The 17,693-nt window shown below is 42.6% G+C and carries 16 protein-coding genes; 10 read left to right on the top strand and 6 right to left on the bottom strand.

The features are described from left to right. Positions 1–289 precede the first annotated feature (289 nt). The 4 genes from CCS90_RS12800 to CCS90_RS12785 are packed head-to-tail and all read left to right on the top strand — an operon-like array spanning position 290 to position 6,810. A complete protein-coding gene (locus CCS90_RS12800) occupies positions 290–922 on the top strand; it encodes a TetR/AcrR family transcriptional regulator (RefSeq protein WP_099019968.1) in 633 nt (210 codons plus the stop codon). Beyond that, positions 922–3,255 (top strand): acyl-CoA dehydrogenase domain-containing protein, encoded by a 2,334-nt coding sequence (locus CCS90_RS12795; protein ID WP_099019967.1) that lies wholly within the window; start codon positions 922–924, stop codon positions 3,253–3,255. The genes CCS90_RS12800 and CCS90_RS12795 overlap by 1 nt, the downstream gene beginning before the upstream one ends. Next, positions 3,245–5,611, top strand: coding sequence for a 3-hydroxyacyl-CoA dehydrogenase/enoyl-CoA hydratase family protein (locus CCS90_RS12790; RefSeq protein ID WP_099019966.1), 2,367 nt, complete (start codon positions 3,245–3,247; stop codon positions 5,609–5,611). Before CCS90_RS12795 ends, CCS90_RS12790 begins: the two co-directional genes overlap by 11 nt. A 14-nt stretch (positions 5,612–5,625) precedes the next feature. Further along, positions 5,626–6,810, top strand: coding sequence for an acetyl-CoA C-acyltransferase (locus tag CCS90_RS12785; RefSeq protein WP_211337078.1), 1,185 nt, complete (start codon positions 5,626–5,628; stop codon positions 6,808–6,810). A gap of 90 nt (positions 6,811–6,900) precedes the next feature. Here CCS90_RS12785 and CCS90_RS12780 read toward each other — a convergent pair whose 3' ends face one another. Then, entirely contained in the window at positions 6,901–7,404 is a 504-nt protein-coding gene (locus tag CCS90_RS12780; RefSeq protein ID WP_162846917.1) for a DUF3592 domain-containing protein, read from the bottom strand. A 293-nt stretch (positions 7,405–7,697) separates the two neighbouring features. On the opposite strand from CCS90_RS12780, the gene CCS90_RS12775 reads away from it, so the two are divergent. Further along, on the top strand, positions 7,698–8,939 hold the full coding sequence (locus CCS90_RS12775) for a phosphopentomutase (RefSeq protein ID WP_099020071.1): 1,242 nt from the start codon (positions 7,698–7,700) through the stop codon (positions 8,937–8,939). 6 nt (positions 8,940–8,945) lie between these two features. Here the strand turns inward: CCS90_RS12775 and CCS90_RS12770 are convergent, their stop codons facing one another. The 3 genes from CCS90_RS12770 to CCS90_RS12760 form a co-directional block, all read right to left on the bottom strand. Then, positions 8,946–9,563 carry a rhomboid family intramembrane serine protease gene (locus CCS90_RS12770; RefSeq protein WP_099019963.1) on the bottom strand — a complete coding sequence of 206 codons (618 nt, stop codon included), beginning with the start codon at positions 9,561–9,563 and terminating at the stop codon, positions 8,946–8,948. Between the two features lie 206 nt (positions 9,564–9,769). After that, on the bottom strand, positions 9,770–10,522 hold the full coding sequence (locus CCS90_RS12765; RefSeq protein WP_099019962.1) for a hypothetical protein: 753 nt from the start codon (positions 10,520–10,522) through the stop codon (positions 9,770–9,772). Between the two features lie 50 nt (positions 10,523–10,572). After that, positions 10,573–11,967, bottom strand: coding sequence for a polysaccharide deacetylase family protein (locus CCS90_RS12760; protein ID WP_162846918.1), 1,395 nt, complete (start codon positions 11,965–11,967; stop codon positions 10,573–10,575). 148 nt (positions 11,968–12,115) lie between these two features. Between CCS90_RS12760 and CCS90_RS12755 the strand changes: the two genes are divergently transcribed. Next, the gene (locus CCS90_RS12755) at positions 12,116–12,922 is read left to right on the top strand and encodes a hypothetical protein (RefSeq protein ID WP_099019960.1); all 807 of its coding nucleotides are present in this window, start codon (positions 12,116–12,118) and stop codon (positions 12,920–12,922) included. A gap of 75 nt (positions 12,923–12,997) precedes the next feature. On the opposite strand, the gene CCS90_RS12750 is transcribed toward CCS90_RS12755, so the two are convergent. Further along, positions 12,998–13,906, bottom strand: coding sequence for a LysR family transcriptional regulator (locus CCS90_RS12750; protein ID WP_099019959.1), 909 nt, complete (start codon positions 13,904–13,906; stop codon positions 12,998–13,000). Positions 13,907–14,022: 116 nt separating this feature from the next. Here CCS90_RS12750 and CCS90_RS12745 point away from each other — a divergent pair, with 116 nt between their 5' ends. The 4 genes from CCS90_RS12745 to CCS90_RS12730 are packed head-to-tail and all read left to right on the top strand — an operon-like array spanning position 14,023 to position 16,900. Next, positions 14,023–14,403 (top strand): DoxX family protein, encoded by a 381-nt coding sequence (locus CCS90_RS12745; protein WP_099019958.1) that lies wholly within the window; start codon positions 14,023–14,025, stop codon positions 14,401–14,403. A 27-nt stretch (positions 14,404–14,430) separates the two neighbouring features. Beyond that, positions 14,431–15,060 carry an FMN-dependent NADH-azoreductase gene (locus CCS90_RS12740; RefSeq protein WP_099019957.1) on the top strand — a complete coding sequence of 210 codons (630 nt, stop codon included), beginning with the start codon at positions 14,431–14,433 and terminating at the stop codon, positions 15,058–15,060. Then, positions 15,053–15,895, top strand: a complete 843-nt coding sequence (locus CCS90_RS12735; protein ID WP_099019956.1) for a pirin family protein — start codon at positions 15,053–15,055, stop codon at positions 15,893–15,895. Before CCS90_RS12740 ends, CCS90_RS12735 begins: the two co-directional genes overlap by 8 nt. A 21-nt stretch (positions 15,896–15,916) precedes the next feature. Further along, on the top strand, positions 15,917–16,900 hold the full coding sequence (locus tag CCS90_RS12730) for a glutathione S-transferase family protein (RefSeq protein ID WP_099019955.1): 984 nt from the start codon (positions 15,917–15,919) through the stop codon (positions 16,898–16,900). A 27-nt stretch (positions 16,901–16,927) separates the two neighbouring features. On the opposite strand, the gene CCS90_RS12725 is transcribed toward CCS90_RS12730, so the two are convergent. Continuing rightward, complete coding sequence (locus CCS90_RS12725) at positions 16,928–17,599, bottom strand: YoaK family protein (protein ID WP_099019954.1); 672 nt, start codon at positions 17,597–17,599, stop codon at positions 16,928–16,930. Positions 17,600–17,693 lie beyond the last annotated feature (94 nt).

Raw genomic sequence — 17,693 nt, 5'->3', positions numbered from 1 at the left:
TGACATCAGTAAAAAAACTCGCGCATTGTATCAACATTGGCCTTCATAAGAAACCGCAATACCACTATTTATAAGGTTTTTCAACAATTTAACACCACCTGTATCATGATGCCATTGAATAAAGAAAACCGGCTTATTCAGATTAAATCCCCTCCTATTTAATTTGATATGACATCTTATTAATGAGGCTTTCATCACAACGTTGAATAAAAATTAAAACAAGCGTTTGAATTGCTAACTATTTTCAAAACAATTACAATGCCTGCACTGCAATTAAACGACTATTTATATGACTACGCTCTCTACCAAGGAAAGAATCCTTAACAGCACGGAAAACTTAATTGCTGAAAATGGTTTCGCTGAACTTTCTATCCGAAAAATCAGCCTACAAGCACACACCAATTTAGCAGCCATCAACTACCATTTCGGCAACAAACAAGAGCTCATAAATCAAGTACTAGAAAGGCGGCTGAACAATCTGTTTCAAGTCCGCGAAAAAATGTTGCATGACCTGAATCAAGGCAATAAAAAAATGGCCTGCAACCTGGAACAAATCCTGCATGCTTTTATTGCGCCTGCTTTATACATGATCAACGATAAGCACCAAGGTGGCAAAGTTTTTATGAAAGTCTTGGCCAGGGCCTATGCTGAACAAAGTGAATCGCTGCATGAATTACTGGCCAACCGTTACACCCCCATTATCAAGGAATTTGCCGAGGCCATACATTTGGCATGTCCTGATTTACCCAGAGAAACCATTTTTTGGAGGTTTCATTTTTTGATTGGCGCATTGACTTATGCGATGGGCGATTTCGGTGCTTCAAGCATGTCGAAACAAATGCCAGAATCTGAGTACTTTAATAAATCAGTTGAAGAACTGATTCAGTTTGGTGTTGCTTCATTAACATCCGTTAGTAGTTAATGACACTGTATATAATTACATTGTTTCTATTGGCGTTGATCCACGCCTTTTACCTGTGGCCATTTTGGCTGCTATCGGTTTTTTGGTTTATAACGCCATTCGTTTTTTACAAGTTGCAATTTATCACCAACACACAAGGAATCATTACCTTATTTTTATTATTGAATGTCATCATCATCGGAAATTTTAGATACATCAGGATGTTATTCATCACCTTACCTGTGCTGCGAATTTTCAACAACAAAGACCGGATCAATTGGCAACGATTTACTCAGATAGATGATGGTTGGTTGGTGACTGACTTTGAAAAATCAATTTACAACGGCAAGCCAGATTTCAAATTCACGCCAATTGAAATTTTACCGATATCAGATGACATCAAAAAATTCGCTCAATCCTTGATCTCCGGAGATCAAAGAAATATGGTTGAATGGCGCAAGTCAATCACCCCCGAAAAGTACACCGGACTGACCATCGAAGCACAATATGGAGGTCACGCCTTTCATCGACAAGAAGTGGCTTACATTTTGAGTACTGTGGCACAAGTAGATCCACTATTAGGCGCCCTGATTGGTATTGTGAATACCGAATCTGTCATCAGCATCATCCAGAAACATGGCACATCTGATCAAAAAAGAAACTATTTACCGGCGTTTGTTTCGGGCGAAAAATTACCTTTTTTGAACGCCACATTCCTCTATGAATTATTGGAAAATGGCAAGTCTTCAATTGAAGGAAGGATTGATATTGAAAGTCACCAAGACCAATCAATCCATGGCATCCGCTTAAGCTTCACAGACATCATTATGCTGGGTACACCGAAGTCATCGGTGTTTTATTTGGCAGTCAACCTCTCAGATTTTGCCAATGAATTGAGTGAACGCACCAAATTAGGCACTGTCTTATGTATATTAGATGCCCAAACTGACAAAATCGAAATCAGACAAGGCAACGTAGCCTACAAGGGCCTCTTTAACTATTACAGTTGTTCGGCACAGGACATCTTTATTCCATTGAGCCAAATTGTGGGTGGCTTTAACTGCTTGGACCAGGGCATAAAACAAATGTATGAAAAACAAGCCATGGCGGCCAGTTTGTGGCCAGCGGCCGTTTCCAGACCCATCCATGACAGCACCACTTATATATCTTGGTTTTTTGCCCATATCAAGAAACAAAATTCACGGGCACTGCTTAATTATAAATTGGTACAAAAGCAATTGAATCGCCAATTCAGCCACCGACAACGGTTAATCAATATACAACAAATGGCATTGATCAATGGCGATCAATCATTGATGAGCTATACCAATATATTGTTTAAAAATTCCATCTTTGACATCAGTTTGCATCAACTGACTTGGCTACGCACAGTCCTGGGTTCAAATGCACACCAAATTAAAAGTGAGAATAACCTCAATCAGTATTTTCGAGTGAAACACCTCAGTATGGAATTAGATGGCAACAGTCATGAAATCAACCAGTTGCCTTTGATGAAAAAAGTGGCCCTATCCGCTCACCCTTGGTACAGCAAGGAAGTGGAGGTCTTAAACAAACCGCAAGTAGACATCAAAAAACTAGACTTTTTGATTTTCAAACACATTGCCTTTATTTGGCACAATTGTGCAAAAGTATGGGTCTATTCTTTCAGAACATCGTGGTTAGGACGATTTATCTGGCGCAAATCCAAACACCAAAACCTGATCAGAAGAATGAGCAGCACCTATGCATTGATTGCCGATTTGGCATTGATCAAATGGTCATTAAAAGAAGAAAACAACACAGAATTCACTGGTTACTTGGCACAATGTAACCAGCAATTATTGATGCAGATGGCCGTATTACGCCAATACATCACCAACAACAATGACGACAACACCAAATTCTTTTTGAAACAATCAATGAGAGACAGCTTTTATTTAAGTCAAAAAAGCATGAACCAATGTATCAACAGTGCATTCAGTCGATTCACAGCGTTGACTTTAAAAGTCTTGGTTTTCCCCTTTGGCAAACCTTTTCACCAAGCCAGTTTTGCGACCAAACACAACGAGACCATGGTGGATTCAGCGGTGGTCAAAGATTTATCAAGAAATAACAGCATTTTGGCACGTATCTCAAAAGCATCAGAACAATTGAGTTTAGTAAAAAACATAGAAAATGCAGTCAGCAATGCAACTGGATTTTCAGTCACCACAAAAAATTATCAAGTTTTGATTGATCGCACTTTAGCCGCTGGCATCATCAGTGTCGAACAAGCCGAACAAATCAGAACTGCATACGACTCCATTCATGAATTGGAATTAATTAACCATTTTGGAAATCACAATGAAAACTAAAAATATCAGAAAAGTGGCCATTCTAGGCGCAGGTGTTATGGGGGCTCAAATAGCCGCTCATTTTGCCAATGCCGGAATACCTGCCCTACTATTTGACTTGGCCGCCAAAGAAGGTCCAAAAAACGGCATTGTAAATAAAGCCTTGGCAGGATTAAAAAAACTCAAGCCAGCTCCATTAGGCGACAGCGCTGTTTTGTCATTGATTGAACCAGCCAACTACCAAGATGACCTTGAAAAATTAAAACAGGCTGATTTGATCATTGAAGCTGTGGCAGAGCGCATGGACATCAAAAAGTCGGTCTATGACATGGTTGAAGATTACATCAATCAAGATGCCATTTTTGCTACCAACACATCTGGATTAAGCATCAATGAGTTGGCGACGGTGTTACCTGCATCTTTACAGTCCAAATTCTGTGGTGTTCATTTCTTTAACCCACCACGGTATATGCATTTGGTTGAAATCATTCCTACCAACAACACCGATGACAAAGTTGTCAGTGATTTGGAAACGGTCTTAACCACCGTTGTCGGCAAAGGCGTTGTCATTGCCAAAGACACACCTAACTTCATTGCCAATCGCATAGGGGTGTTTTCTATTGTTTCTACCATGCACCACGGTGCTGAGTTTGGCATCCCTTTTGAAACCATTGACGCCTTAACCGGTACATTGATAGGCCGACCCAAATCAGCCACTTTCAGAACTGCAGATGTGGTTGGCTTAGATACCTTGGCTCATACCATCAACACCATGAAGAATGGTTTACCCGATGACCCTTGGCATGCCCATTTTGAACAGCCGGTTTGGATGAAAGCCTTGATTGACAAAGGCGCCCTTGGACAAAAAACCAGGGCCGGTGTTTATATGAAAAAAGGTCGTGACATCTTGGTGCTAGATACTGACAAAGGTGAATACCGTGCCCAAAATGCAGCATTAGACCCACGGGTGGTCGAGATCATGAAAAAAGGCAAACCACAAGATCGCCTGACTGAATTGCATGCCTTAACTGATTCTCCTCAAGCGCAATTTTTATGGTCAATATTCCGTGACTTGTTTCATTATTGTGCCACCCAACTCGAGCACATTGCTGACACGGCCAGAGACATTGATTTTGCCATCAGGTGGGGGTTTGGGTATGGTCAAGGTCCATTTGAAACCTGGCAAGCATCAGGCTGGAACCGCATTGTATCAATGATTGTTGATGACATTGATGCCGGTAAAACCATGGCCTCCTCTCCCATGCCTTCTTGGGTGATGAAAGTCGATGGTGCCCATGGGGCTGAAGGCTCCTACTCTGCTGCTGAAGATTCTTTTAAACCAAGATCCACCGCAGCGGTTTATCAACGCCAATTATTTCCAGATCGGTTGATATCAGAACAGGCCCATTATGGTGAAACCATTTTTGAAGACGATGACATTCGTGTTTGGCACCAAGGCGATGAAATTGCCATTGCCAGTTTCAAAACCAAAAAACACATCATTGCAGAAGGTGTATTAAAAGGCTTGCGAAAAGCCGTGTCGATCGCCGAAAAAGATTACAAAGGATTGATTGTTTGGCAAACCGAAGAACCCTTCACCTTAGGTGCCAACCTGGCACCTGCTGCGATGGCCATCAGCGCCGGGCAAGTCGATGCCGTAGAACAATCAGTTGATTTTTTCCAACAAACTTCACAAACGCTGCGCTTCAGTTCCGTGCCAACCATCATGGCTACACGCGGTATGGCTTTGGGTGGCGGTTGTGAATTTTCCATGAGTGCCACTTCTGTGGTAGCGGCCTTTGAAACTTATATCGGCTTGGTCGAAGCTGGTGTCGGCTTGTTACCTGCAGGTGGCGGCTTGAAAGAAATCGCACGACGAACTGCCAAAGAGTCATTTGGTAAAGATTTGTATCCAATGTTGGAACATTACTTTAAAAAGGTAGCGATGGCAGCAGTTGCTGGCAGTGCTTTGGAAGCCAAACAAATTGGTTTTTTGAAACCTTGTACAGAAATCGTTTTCAACCCCAATGAAATCCTTTATGTGGCCAAAGCCAAAGTCAAATATTTGCATGACAAAGGTTATACAGCTCCAGCCAATGAACAAAACATCAGGGTGGCTGGCGAACCTGCGATTGCTAACATGGAAATGATGTTGGCCAATATGATCGAAGGCAACATGATATCCGAACATGATTATGAAATTGCCAAACGCATTGCCATCGTTATGGCCGGTGGATTTGTCGATTCAGACTCGCTGGTTACAGAACAGTATTTATTAGATTTAGAGCGAAAATACTTTATGGAATTGATTCAAATGCCAAAAACATTGGCGCGAATCGAACACACATTAACCACCGGCAAACCATTGCGCAATTGATAGGAGTTATGAATATGAAACCAGTATATATAGTTGAAGCGGTCAGAACACCTATCGGTAAAGCCCCAAGAGGTATGTTCAGTAAAACCAGACCTGATGATTTATTGGCCAGATGCCTGAGTGAAATCATCGGCAGAAACCCCACATTCGATCCGCAGACCATTGGTGATGTGGTGATTGGTTGCGCCATGCCAGAAGCAGAACAAGGCATGAATGTGGCTCGCATTGCAGCCCTGCTCGCAGGCTTGCCTGAAAGTGTGCCAGCCATGACCATCAATCGATTTTGTTCCTCTGGCATCCAAGCAGTTGCAATAGCCGCACAACAAATTGCCACTGGACAAATGGATGCAGCCATCGCTGGCGGCACCGAAAGCATGAGCATGGTACCCATGATGGGTCATAAAATTGCCATGAACCCAGCCGTGTTTGAAGATGACCAAGTAGCCATCGCTTATGGCATGGGCATTACTGCTGAAAAAGTGGCTGAACAATGGCAAGTGTCTCGAGAAGACCAAGATAAATTTGCGGTTGAAAGTCACAACAGGGCCCTCAATGCGATTGAAAATGGCTATTTTGATGATGAAATCATACCGGTTGAGATCACCAGTAAAAAACCTGATTTCAGCAATGCGAGCAACTTGGTTTCAACCAGAGTCGTTGATACCGACGAAGGTCCAAGACCAGGTTCAAGTGAAGCCATTTTAAATAAATTGCGTCCAGTATTCCGCATGGGTGGATCCGTGACTGCAGGTAATTCTTCACAAATGTCTGATGGGGCCGGTGCTTTGTTATTGGTTAATGAAGAAGTATTGAAACGTGACAACTTAACCCCTATAGCCATGTTCCACGGTTTTTCAGTGGCTGGCGTTCCACCAGAAATCATGGGTATTGGCCCCATCAAAGCCATTCCTAAAGTATTGAGCCTCACTGGCATCAAACAGGACGATTTGGATTGGATAGAGTTAAATGAAGCCTTTGCTGCACAGTCTTTGGCAGTGATTGGAGAATTGGGTTTAAACCCTGAAAAAGTCAATCCTAATGGCGGCGCCATTGCCTTGGGACATCCATTGGGAGCCACCGGCGCTTGTCGAGCGGCCACAGCGATTCATGGCTTACGCAGAACTGGCGGCAAATACGGCATGGTTACCATGTGTATTGGTACCGGCATGGGTGCTGCAGGGATCATTGAAGCTTTATAAAATACTTTTTATGAGTCACCGAAAAAAGGTCGCATCAGCGGCCTTTTTATTTACCATGAATAAATTCTAACAAAATAAAACCTCAAAAAGTCACTGAAGGGTACTTTGATAGGCTTTTGATTGCATATAACGATGGTTAAAAAATCCCATACCAATAAACAATAAACTGATATAGATGGGTACCCATGTGGACCATAAAATTCCGGCATAAAGCACAGTATTTTTTACATCATTAGGATCAACATAAACATTGATTGGTTGATTGATTCTGAAGTTCGATTGTTTTAACCACTCTCGTGCATCGCTCTTTTTACTGAAACCACCTTCTACGGTGTGCCCTGTACCTAAAGAATAGCGCTGTCCATGATGGATGACACCATCAACTTCATATGCATACCTCACCTCAATGCTGTAATCTAATTTTCTTTGGGTGGTGCTGCTAACCTGAGAAAAACGAGCAACCACTTTAGTCGATTCTATTTGACCCTCTACAATTGGCCAACTGTTACTAGACCATGCCGATGATAAAAGCCATACTCCTATGGCCAAAAACAAACTTCCTAATATCAAAAGTGCTAATGTAGATTTACCCATAATTCGTCCCCTAAATTTAAAATAGCACATTCATTGTAACTATTCTTGGCATGCAAAAACTGTGTGCATCCTGAATTTTTTATGAAACTATTCCACTTGAGTTCCAATGTATAGCAGTGAATTGATCATACAATTGATTCTAATAGATAATTCAGATTGATGCTGGATCAATGATCAATCTATGTTTGTTCGAAAATTTATAAAATGATCAAAACTTCAATCCATATAGTTCCGTTGTCATGATGATTGTGGTTAAATAAAAATATGTCTGATATCTTTTGCAACAAACCAACATGAAACGCGCGCTGATTTTAGTGATGGATTCATTGGGAATTGGAGCCAGTGCCGATGCGCATCTATACGGTGACCAAGGCGCCAATACTTTAGGTCACATTGCTGATCAATGTGCCCAAGGACTGGCTGATGCAGATGGCGTGCGACAAGGCCCCCTAAACATTCCAAACTTAACTCGATTGGGAATGGCAGCCGCGCAAACCGACAGTTCTGGGCATGCGTTGGCTGGGGTCGAAGATACAACAAAAATAAATGCTGTCTATGGTTATGCCATTGAACAAAGTAAAGACAAAGACACACCCAGCGGTCACTGGGAAATGGCCGGCGTTCCGGTGCCATTCAAATGGGGCACATTTCCCAAGACTGTACCCTGTTTTCCTGATGACTTAATTGAAGCTTTTATTGAACAAGCAGGCCTTCCAGGTATCCTAGGAAATTGCCACGCCTCCGGCACCGAGATCATCAAAGCACTGGGCGAAGAACACATTAAAACCGGCAAACCCATTTGTTATACTTCTGCCGACTCGGTGTTTCAAATCGCTGCCCATGAGACACATTTTGGCTTGGATCGATTACTTGAAATATCAGCCATTGCCAAAAAGTTAGTTGATGAACTGAACATCACTCGCGTGATTGCACGTCCGTTCATCGGCACCGATGCAGCCTCTTTTCAGCGTACCAGTAATCGCAAAGACCTCACCACACCACCGATTGAAGACACCTTATTGGATCACTTGTCAGCTGAAGGCGGACAAGTTATTTCGGTGGGCAAAATTTCAGATATATTTGCTGGTAGGGGCATCGGCCATTGTGTCAAAGGAAAAAACAATATGGCGTTGTTTGATGCGATGTTAGATTGTTATAAGCAGGCTGAAGACAACACACTGATTTTTGTCAATTTTGTCGATTTTGACAGTCACTATGGCCACCGAAGAAATGTCATCGGTTATGCCAAAGCCTTAGAAGAGTTTGATGCACGTTTACCAGAATTAACGGCTTTGATGGAAGCCAATCAGGCACATTCTGATGACATTGCCTTGATCACGGCTGATCATGGTTGCGACCCCACTTTCCCAGGCTCTGATCACACCAGAGAACATGTTCCGGTGTTGTTTTTTGGGCCCAAAATTATAGCCAAAAACACTGGCGCCAGATCTTCATTCGCTGATATGGGTCAAACCCTGGCACACCATTTTGCAATCGGCGCATTAAAACATGGTCAATTAATCAATTTGTACTGATTGCTTTTAACCCAACCAGCTTGGATTCAACAATTGGGTGAAGAAATAGCTGACAATTCTGGGTTCTAATGCGATGGTGACGATCACCCCAAATAAGCCACCATAAAGATGAGCGCTGTGATTGATGTTGTCATTGTTCTTTTTACTGGCATAGATGCTGTAGGCAACATACGCCACCGCAAAAACAATGGCAGGTATTGGGATGGCTGCAAACAGATACAACAGCTCCCAAGGGGCAAATAAAATATAGGCAAATAACACCGCAGACACGGCACCTGAAGCGCCCAGACTCATGTAATTGTGGTCGTCCTTATGTTTGAAGTAAGACGGCAACATGGCTGCGACAATGGCTGCCAAATAGAAAATAACAAACCCAGCACCACCAAAATACTGTCGATAAAAGGGTTCAAGAAATGAACCAAAAAAGTAAAAGGTAAACATGTTGAACAATAAATGCGTACCATCCGCATGGATAAAACCATGGGTCACAAATCGCTCAACTTGTCCTTCTTTGATGGCTGGAGACCAAAATATCAAGCGTTCCATCAATTGCCGATTTTGCCATGCCATATATGAAATCAAGCAGGTCACTGCGACAATAATGATGGTTTGATTTAATTCCATGAAGTGTGATCAAGGTTGAAAAAATCAGTTTAACTTTTTCATCCTTTAGATACAAGTTTCGTTAATGACATCAAACAATGTGTTGTTGAAACTGCATGAATCACTTGAAACCCCAGACTTGTCCTGAATTTGCCCGATTGAATTTGTGGGAAAACCAACCAGGTCTTTAACAACAAGACCTGGCTGTGCGTAGGATTTAATTTGGCTTATTGTTGTAACAATTGAAATGCCAATTTAGCATTTTCAATGTCTTCCTCTTGGGTGTCAGCAATCATTGGTGCAATGTAAACTTCAACACCGTTGGTGAATACATTCAGTCCACCAAAACCCACTCTTGACCAGTAAGCGGCTTGGCCCACACCTTCAATGATTTGATTTTCATTGTTCTTTTTCAGTAATTTTTCAACCATGTCATTGGCCACATCACCTGCTGCCGCTTTTTGCTCATCAGTCAACCGATCATTGGCTGCCTTTTTGGCTGCATCAATTTGTGTTTGTAGTTCTTGCTCAGTCTTTTTTCTCGGCAAGTAATTCTCTGCTGAGCGATCAGATTGACTCAATGTGATACTCAATTCACTGTCAGTAACCCTTTGGCGCATCGGAATTTTTTTCATTTTGCCATCAGCAGTCATCACAGTGCCTGAAATCATCGCATTCATTCGCTCATCAGCATCCGCACGTTCCCAGCTGAAACTACAGGTATATTTATTGCTGAATGAAGAAACCCGAGCTTTGATTTCAGTTTGGATGCCAAAAGTGTTCCGCAAGGATTCTTGGTCAAGAACATCACAAACGGTGCCTTCCGACAAATATTCTTTCAGTGCAGAACGAGGAGCTTCATCAGCAACCGAATTTTCATGGTCATTAAGGTTAGTCGTACTCGTATTGGTTGTCGCTTCATCAGCACCACATGCGGTCAAAGCCACACAAGTCACTGCCAACATCAGTTTTTTATACATACTTTATTTAACTCCGATTAAAACTTTTATTATAACTAATTTTCAATACTTTATTCCGCCGGTGTTTGTTTGACCCAGAGGTAACTGCGCTGTGGTTGCCAATCACCATATGCATCTAATTTAAATGAGGTAGTAACCAAGCCCTGATCGGTCATGTGATTTAAATGCCTTTCTGAATAGGCATCGACACCAGGTGCTGAAAATGTTTGGATGGTTTCCAATTGCTGCTCATTGACTGGATGGATAAAACCATCACCAATGCGTCCTCCATGACCCATTTGAATCAACCTTGCCTGGCCTTGAGCCGGGTCCCAATATTGTTTAAATGTCCAGAAGTTACCCGTGGGCTGGTCATTGTGTATGGCAAACAAGCGACCATTCACACTTTGTTGCCCCAGACCCCAGGTCCATTCTATTCGATAAGCACTGAAAGGTTCAGCCTCCGATTGAAATTCGGCATTGCTGGCTTGCCATGTTCCGACCTGATTTTGCATTTCTTGCTTGAACCATTCAGGCATCGCCTGAGACGGCTCACTGATGACTTGATATTCTTTGAACATTTTGGCCAATTGCTCTTCATCTTCTGCCACATGAACCAAGTCCCTCGGATTGGCACCCGCATCACGTGCCAATGCAGCCACTCGGCCTTGGCCTTTGAATAAAGTCTTGGGTTCTTGCTTGGCAATGGGGTCATGATAGGCCTCCAAAGGTGAAATGATTTCCCAGCCTTGAGCCCGCAAATGATCCACCAAATCATCGACAAACAAAGCGGCCAAATCATTGTCATGAAGCAGCAAAATGTGTTTGGGTGAACGACCCAGGTATTGCATCGCAATTTGATCAGAAAACGCAATGGCTTGCCACAACACCTCTACATACAATTTTTTCAGTTGCAGTAAATTCACGTTTTGTTTTGTTTTCAACGCATCTTGATACAATTTATCTAAATACCAATCGTAATTATCCACTGTCACATAAGCATTCTGATAATGATGGGTTTTTAAAAACTCCATCATGCCCTGACTTTTAAGCTGGTCACGGCCTTCGTCTAAATACGGAAATCTGAACATGGGTTTAAAGGTCTTGTATGATTTAATGTGTTCATGGGTTTTGAGGAAATCTTGTTGGTACACAGCCAATTGAGTTTGCTGCAACCATTGGTGTTGATCAGAATGGTTACCAATCAAATGACCGGCTTCGGCGTATTGATTCAGAATCGGTTTTGTCTCAGCGTTCAGGTGTTTGGTGGTCACAAAAAACATCACTTGCTCTACCCCACTGGACTGTAAAGCCTGTAACAAGCCATCTGTCCTTTGCTGACTGCTCAATGATGTACTCGGTCGTGGCGCATCGTCGAAAGTCAGGGCGATTTGTTTTTGTGCGCAGATTTCGGTGGTAAAGCAAAATAAGCAGAATATCCACTGCAGTTGGTTTTTAAATTTCACACACACCTCGAATATTTAATGTAATGATTATAATTCAAGTAAAAAAATTGTGTTGTTTCGTGTGGCTGAATCATTAAATAAGCAAGCGCTTTATAAATATGAACCGTCATGATAGGATTTTAAATCATGCCAAATACAGGAGAATTTTATGCCGTATTCAAAAGCACACCACCTGATGTTTGTCTTATTGGCAGTCACTGTAATTGCCTTTTGGCCCAGTTATTTTGCTGTGCTTTCTGAAGCACCTCTGGCCCACCACATTCATGGCATAACAGCCACCGTCTGGATTCTTTTGATTGCATTACAAAGCTGGCTGATTCATCACGGGAAAAGACAACAACACCGCAAAGCAGGCCTGTTGATTTTTATCATGGTGCCTTTGATGACGGCGGCTTTTGCTTTGGTAACATGGCTTGGGGCCATAAAAGCAGTTGGTCAACACCCTTTTTATGTGGAAATTGGCCAAGCCCTGTTAACAGCTGATGTGTTACTGATTTTTGCCACCGCTTTACAGATCTATTTGGCGCTAAAATTTCGCAGAAATGTTCATGTTCACAGTGCACTGATCATCAGCACATTGTTTGGATTATTACCACCCATACTTTCCAGGCTATTCAGCAATCACATTCCGAGCATGCAAATAACCAGTCTTGATAGCATGTATCGGTTTGCCTACGCCATCCAATTGAGTATATTGGTCACTTTTTTAATGGCCTTGGCTTTGGCCCTCATTTACCGCAAAAGTCGCTGGCCTTGGCTGTTGGCCGCCAGTATCTCCTTCATTATTTATTTGATATACAGCACAGTCGGGTATTCAGTCTGGTGGGGAGACCAAACCCAAATCATTGCCAGCTTAAATCCTTTAATCGCTTATGGCTTTGGTTTCTTGCTTGGGCTCTTCGCCTGTGTGTTGGGCTGGCATCATGGAAAATCAAACCAAGTAAACAAGCCCTGATTTTTTCCTAACAGCACTGAGATTTTGATTACGTTTTATGACTTCAATGACTGTCTTCAAAACCCATAGATGTCATCAATGCAGAACCTGCCAATAAGGTGTGTCACCAAAATATTCAGATAAATACCCAATCAGCTTTTTAACCCTGACTGGCAGGTGTCTGTTTTGTGGGTAAACAGCATATGCGTTGATTAAATTGTTATCAATATAGGGACATAAGAGTGGAACCAATTGGCCTGTCTTGATTGCTTTGTAACAAATGAAATCTGGAGACATGATCAACCCTTTGCCTTCTATCGCAGCTTCATACAAAAATCCACCATTGTTGCTGTTCATTATACTGGGCACATTAATTTTCAAGGTTTTCTTACCCTCTTTGAACTGCCAAACATCAGGAGAACTGCTGTATTTAAGTTTATGGTGTCCGGATAATAAATCATTGGGGTGTTCAGGCATACCATGTTTAGCCAGGTATTGTGGGCTGGCACAAAGCACGATTTGACTGTAGGTTAGTTTTCTAGCAACCAAATTCGAATCAGTTAAATGAGCAATCCTGATTGCCAAATCAAAACCATCATTGATCAAGTCAACTTTTCTGTCATTAAAATCAACATTAAAAACCACATCTGGGTGTAACTCATTGAACTGTCTGATGGCTTGACTCAAGTGTGTTAAGCCAAACGACAAAGGTGCCGCTAAATTAATTCGTCCAGCCAATGCTTGATTGTCCTGTTGAACATGAGCCTCTGCTTCTATCACATCATCTAATATTCTGGTGCAGTCCTTATAGTAGGATTTACCTGCTTCGGTTAATTTCTGCGTTCTGGTGGTGCGACTCAATAATTGAATACCCAATCTACTTTCAAGCCGATTCAATCGTTGGCTTACCGCTGACTTCACCGTGTTCATCTGTTCAGCAGCCTGGGTGATGCTGCCGGCTTCAACCACCCTGACAAAAGCTTGCATGTCTTCAAATAAATTCATGATGCCATTTTACATTGTTCTTATAACAAGAACAATAAGTTCTATATTTGATTATTTAAAGCCATATAGAAGAACAATACAATGAACACATTGAATAATTTAAGCAGGAAATTAACATGAAATTTATCCAAGAAAACAGCAGCTTTATAGGACGTATTTTAATCAGTACGATATTCTTAATGGCCGGAATCAGCAAGATAAGTGATTATGCCGGCACAGCAATTTACATGCAAGCCATGGGTGTTCCCAGTGGGCTCCTTCCTTTGGTGATCTTTACTGAAATAGTCGGCGCACTGCTGATCATCGTGGGTTATAAAACACGGTTAGCGGCCTTCTTGTTGGCTGGATTCAGTGTCTTGTCAGCCTTAATTTTCCACCTGAATTTTGCAGATCAAACACAAAGTATCATGTTCATGAAAAACATGGCGATCGCAGGTGGTTTTTTGTTCCTGGTTGCCAATGGACCCGGCCAATGGGCTATGGACAACAGAAAATAAATCAACCTGACCTAATGGAGCAAACACATGAAAAAAACATTATTAACCATTAACTCAAGTGGCCGTCAAACTGATTCCATTACTCGAAAAATGGTAGAGAAAGTTCGTGAGCACATCAACCTCACGCACAGTCATATAACTGTAATTGACCGCGACTTAAGTTCTGGCATGCCTTATATTGATGAGTCATGGATAAACGCCAACTTTACCCCTGATGAAAACCGAAATACAGCACATCTAATTCGGCTACAACAATCTGATGAGTTGGTAGGTGAAATTAAACAAGCCGATTATATTGTCATCGGTTCACCCATTTACAACTTCAGTATACCGGCCGTGTTAAAGGCTTGGATAGATCAAATTGCCAGAGCCAGATTGACCTTTAAATACACCGAACAAGGTCCCGTTGGTTTAATGACCGGTAAAAAAGCCATATTGGTCATGGCCTCAGGTGGGGTTCCAATCGAGTCAACCCTTGATTTTGCCACACCTTACTTAAAACAGCTTCTCAGCTTTATTGGCATCACTGATGTCACAGTGATAGATGCCAATTACCATGAAAAAATGACAACAGAAATACTAACTGGTTTTAGCCAAAGCATTATGAATGAAATCGAAACAGGCAAAACTTTAAACTCAGGAGCACAACATGTTTGAATACAACCAAATCAACAGCATCTATCAAGGCCTACCGGCCTCTGATGGTGATGGGGTAAAACTGACTCGCATCATTGGTTCACATCAATTATCAGACCTTGACCCATTTTTACTGCTGGATCACTTCGGTTCAGACCAAGCCAACGACTACATAGGTGGTTTTCCACCTCACCCCCATCGAGGTTTTGAAACCGTGACATACATGCTGAAAGGCAAAATGCGGCATCAAGACAGCGTCGGTAACAATGGGGTCATTGAAGACGGTGGCATTCAATGGATGACAGCAGGAAAAGGCATCATCCATTCAGAAATGCCGGAACAAACCGAAGGAATGCTCTCAGGCTTTCAGTTGTGGGTAAACTTACCCAGCGATGCAAAAATGACAACACCCAAGTACCAAGAAATTACAGCAGATGAAATTCCATCAGAAGTTCATGAAAACGGTGTACGCATAAAAGTCATAGCTGGTACCACCGCAAAGGGCACTGTTGGCGTCATTGAAAATAACTACGTCAATCCGAATTATTGGGACGTGAGCATGCCAGCTGATTCGAGCTTGACCGAACGAATCAACCCTGAACACAACGCATTTATCTACGTGTACCAAGGGCAAATCCAATTGGCAGATCAACAGGAACTTCAGCTTGGACATCTGGCCGTGCTCACCCAGGGTGAAAAACTGTCGATCAAAGCAGATGAGGACAGCCGTTTTATTGTGGTTTCAGGCCAACCATTGAATGAACCGATTGAACGAGCGGGCCCATTTGTGATGAATACCCGTGAACAAATACAACAGGCATTCAATGACTACCAAGCTGGTCACTTTGCGCAATAACAAACTCAACAGGAGAACAACATGGGACTTTTAGTTGATGGAAAATGGCATGACCAATGGTATGACACCCAATCAACTGGCGGTCAATTTAAACGCGATGCTGCTCAATTCAGCAGCCACGTTACCGCCGACGGTGGCGCTGGCCCTAGCGGTGTCAATGGCTTCAAGGCAGAAGCTGGCAGGTATCATTTGTATGTATCTCTGGCCTGCCCTTGGGCACACAGGACCTTGATCTTTCGCCAGTTAAAAGCTTTGGAAACAATCATCGGTGTATCAACGGTTGATTACTTGATGGGTGAAGATGGCTGGACTTTCAATGCCAGTGAAGCGCAAGACCAGGACTTGGTCGCAGATCATGTGAATCAACATCAGTTAATGCATCAGCTTTATACCCAAGCCGATAAAAACTATTCAGGACGTGTCACAGTGCCGGTACTTTGGGATAAAGAAAAACAAACCATCGTTAGCAACGAATCTGCGGACATCATCCGCATGTTCAACAGTGCTTTTAATCACCTCACAGGCAATACAGCGGACTATTACCCAGTGGCATTACATTCAGAGATTGATCGCATCAATAAACGCGTTTACTCAGACATCAACAACGGTGTTTACCAAGCCGGGTTTGCCACCAAACAAACAGCCTACGCTGAAAATGTAGAGGTTTTGTTCAAGACTTTGGATTGGGTTGAGGACATATTGAGTACCAACCGATACTTGGTTGGTGATCAAATCACCGAAGCCGATTGGCGTTTATTCACCAGTTTGGTGCGTTTTGATGCCGTTTACGTGGGTCATTTCAAATGCAACCTCAAACGAATTGTAGATTACCCCAACATCAGCGCTTACTTGCGTGAACTGTATCAAGTTGAAGGGGTTGCAGCAACCGTCAACATGCGACACATCAAAAACCATTACTACATGAGTCATGGCAACATCAACCCCACCGGCATTGTTCCTACTGGCCCAGTATTGGATTTTGACCAACCACATGGAAAAGGTTAATGCTCAAAACCGAAATCATACAATTACTTAGGTTTTTTCCTTTCGGGATTGTAACCAGAAAAACCAATAAATTACCGCCAACACTGCTGCCACGCAAGCAGGAAACAGCATGGCATAAAACTGGACTCGTTGAAACAGCAATGCACCCATACCACAGCCCGTAACAAAGCCTAATATCAGCAACATGTAAAGCACCGCCTGTCGAGAATTGAACGCATGACCCCTTATCCATGCCCCAAACATTGTACCAAGGTCAGTGAACAGGCCCGAAACATGGGTGGTGCGAACAATGGCACCGCTGTAAGTACTGACCATACCATTTTGTAGGCCACAGGCGGCTGATGCCAAATAATGGCCTAAAGTGGAATCCCCTAACAGTACAAACATGGCCCAGAGAAGCAGCAGTGATTCCAATATAAGCGCAACGCCATAACGTCGACCAAGCTGCAAAGCCACCCCACCGACCAAAGCACCTGCAAAGGCAGCACCCAAAACAAAAGACAAAATAACTAAAAGTAGGTGAGCCATTTCGGTAAAACTCAGCTCGGCGATTGCAACTCCGAGCAAAGTTGAGGTTCCAGTAAGGTGCGAAACGGCTTGATGTTTAAATCCCAACAAACCAATTGTATTAGTTGATCCAGCGATGCAGGCAAGCCAAAAACCACCAATTTCAACCCAACGTGGAAGTTTGGTTATCACAGCATCACCCTCCAGAACCCTGCATACGATGGTCGCAAAGACTCGGTGTAATTGACAAAAGACGGGGATTTATTTGATGAATTATCTGCGGAAC

The organism is Marinicella litoralis (genome assembly GCF_002591915.1).
Taxonomy (GTDB): Bacteria; Pseudomonadota; Gammaproteobacteria; order Xanthomonadales; family Marinicellaceae; genus Marinicella; species Marinicella litoralis.
This window is presented reverse-complemented; position numbering and strand designations above follow the sequence as displayed.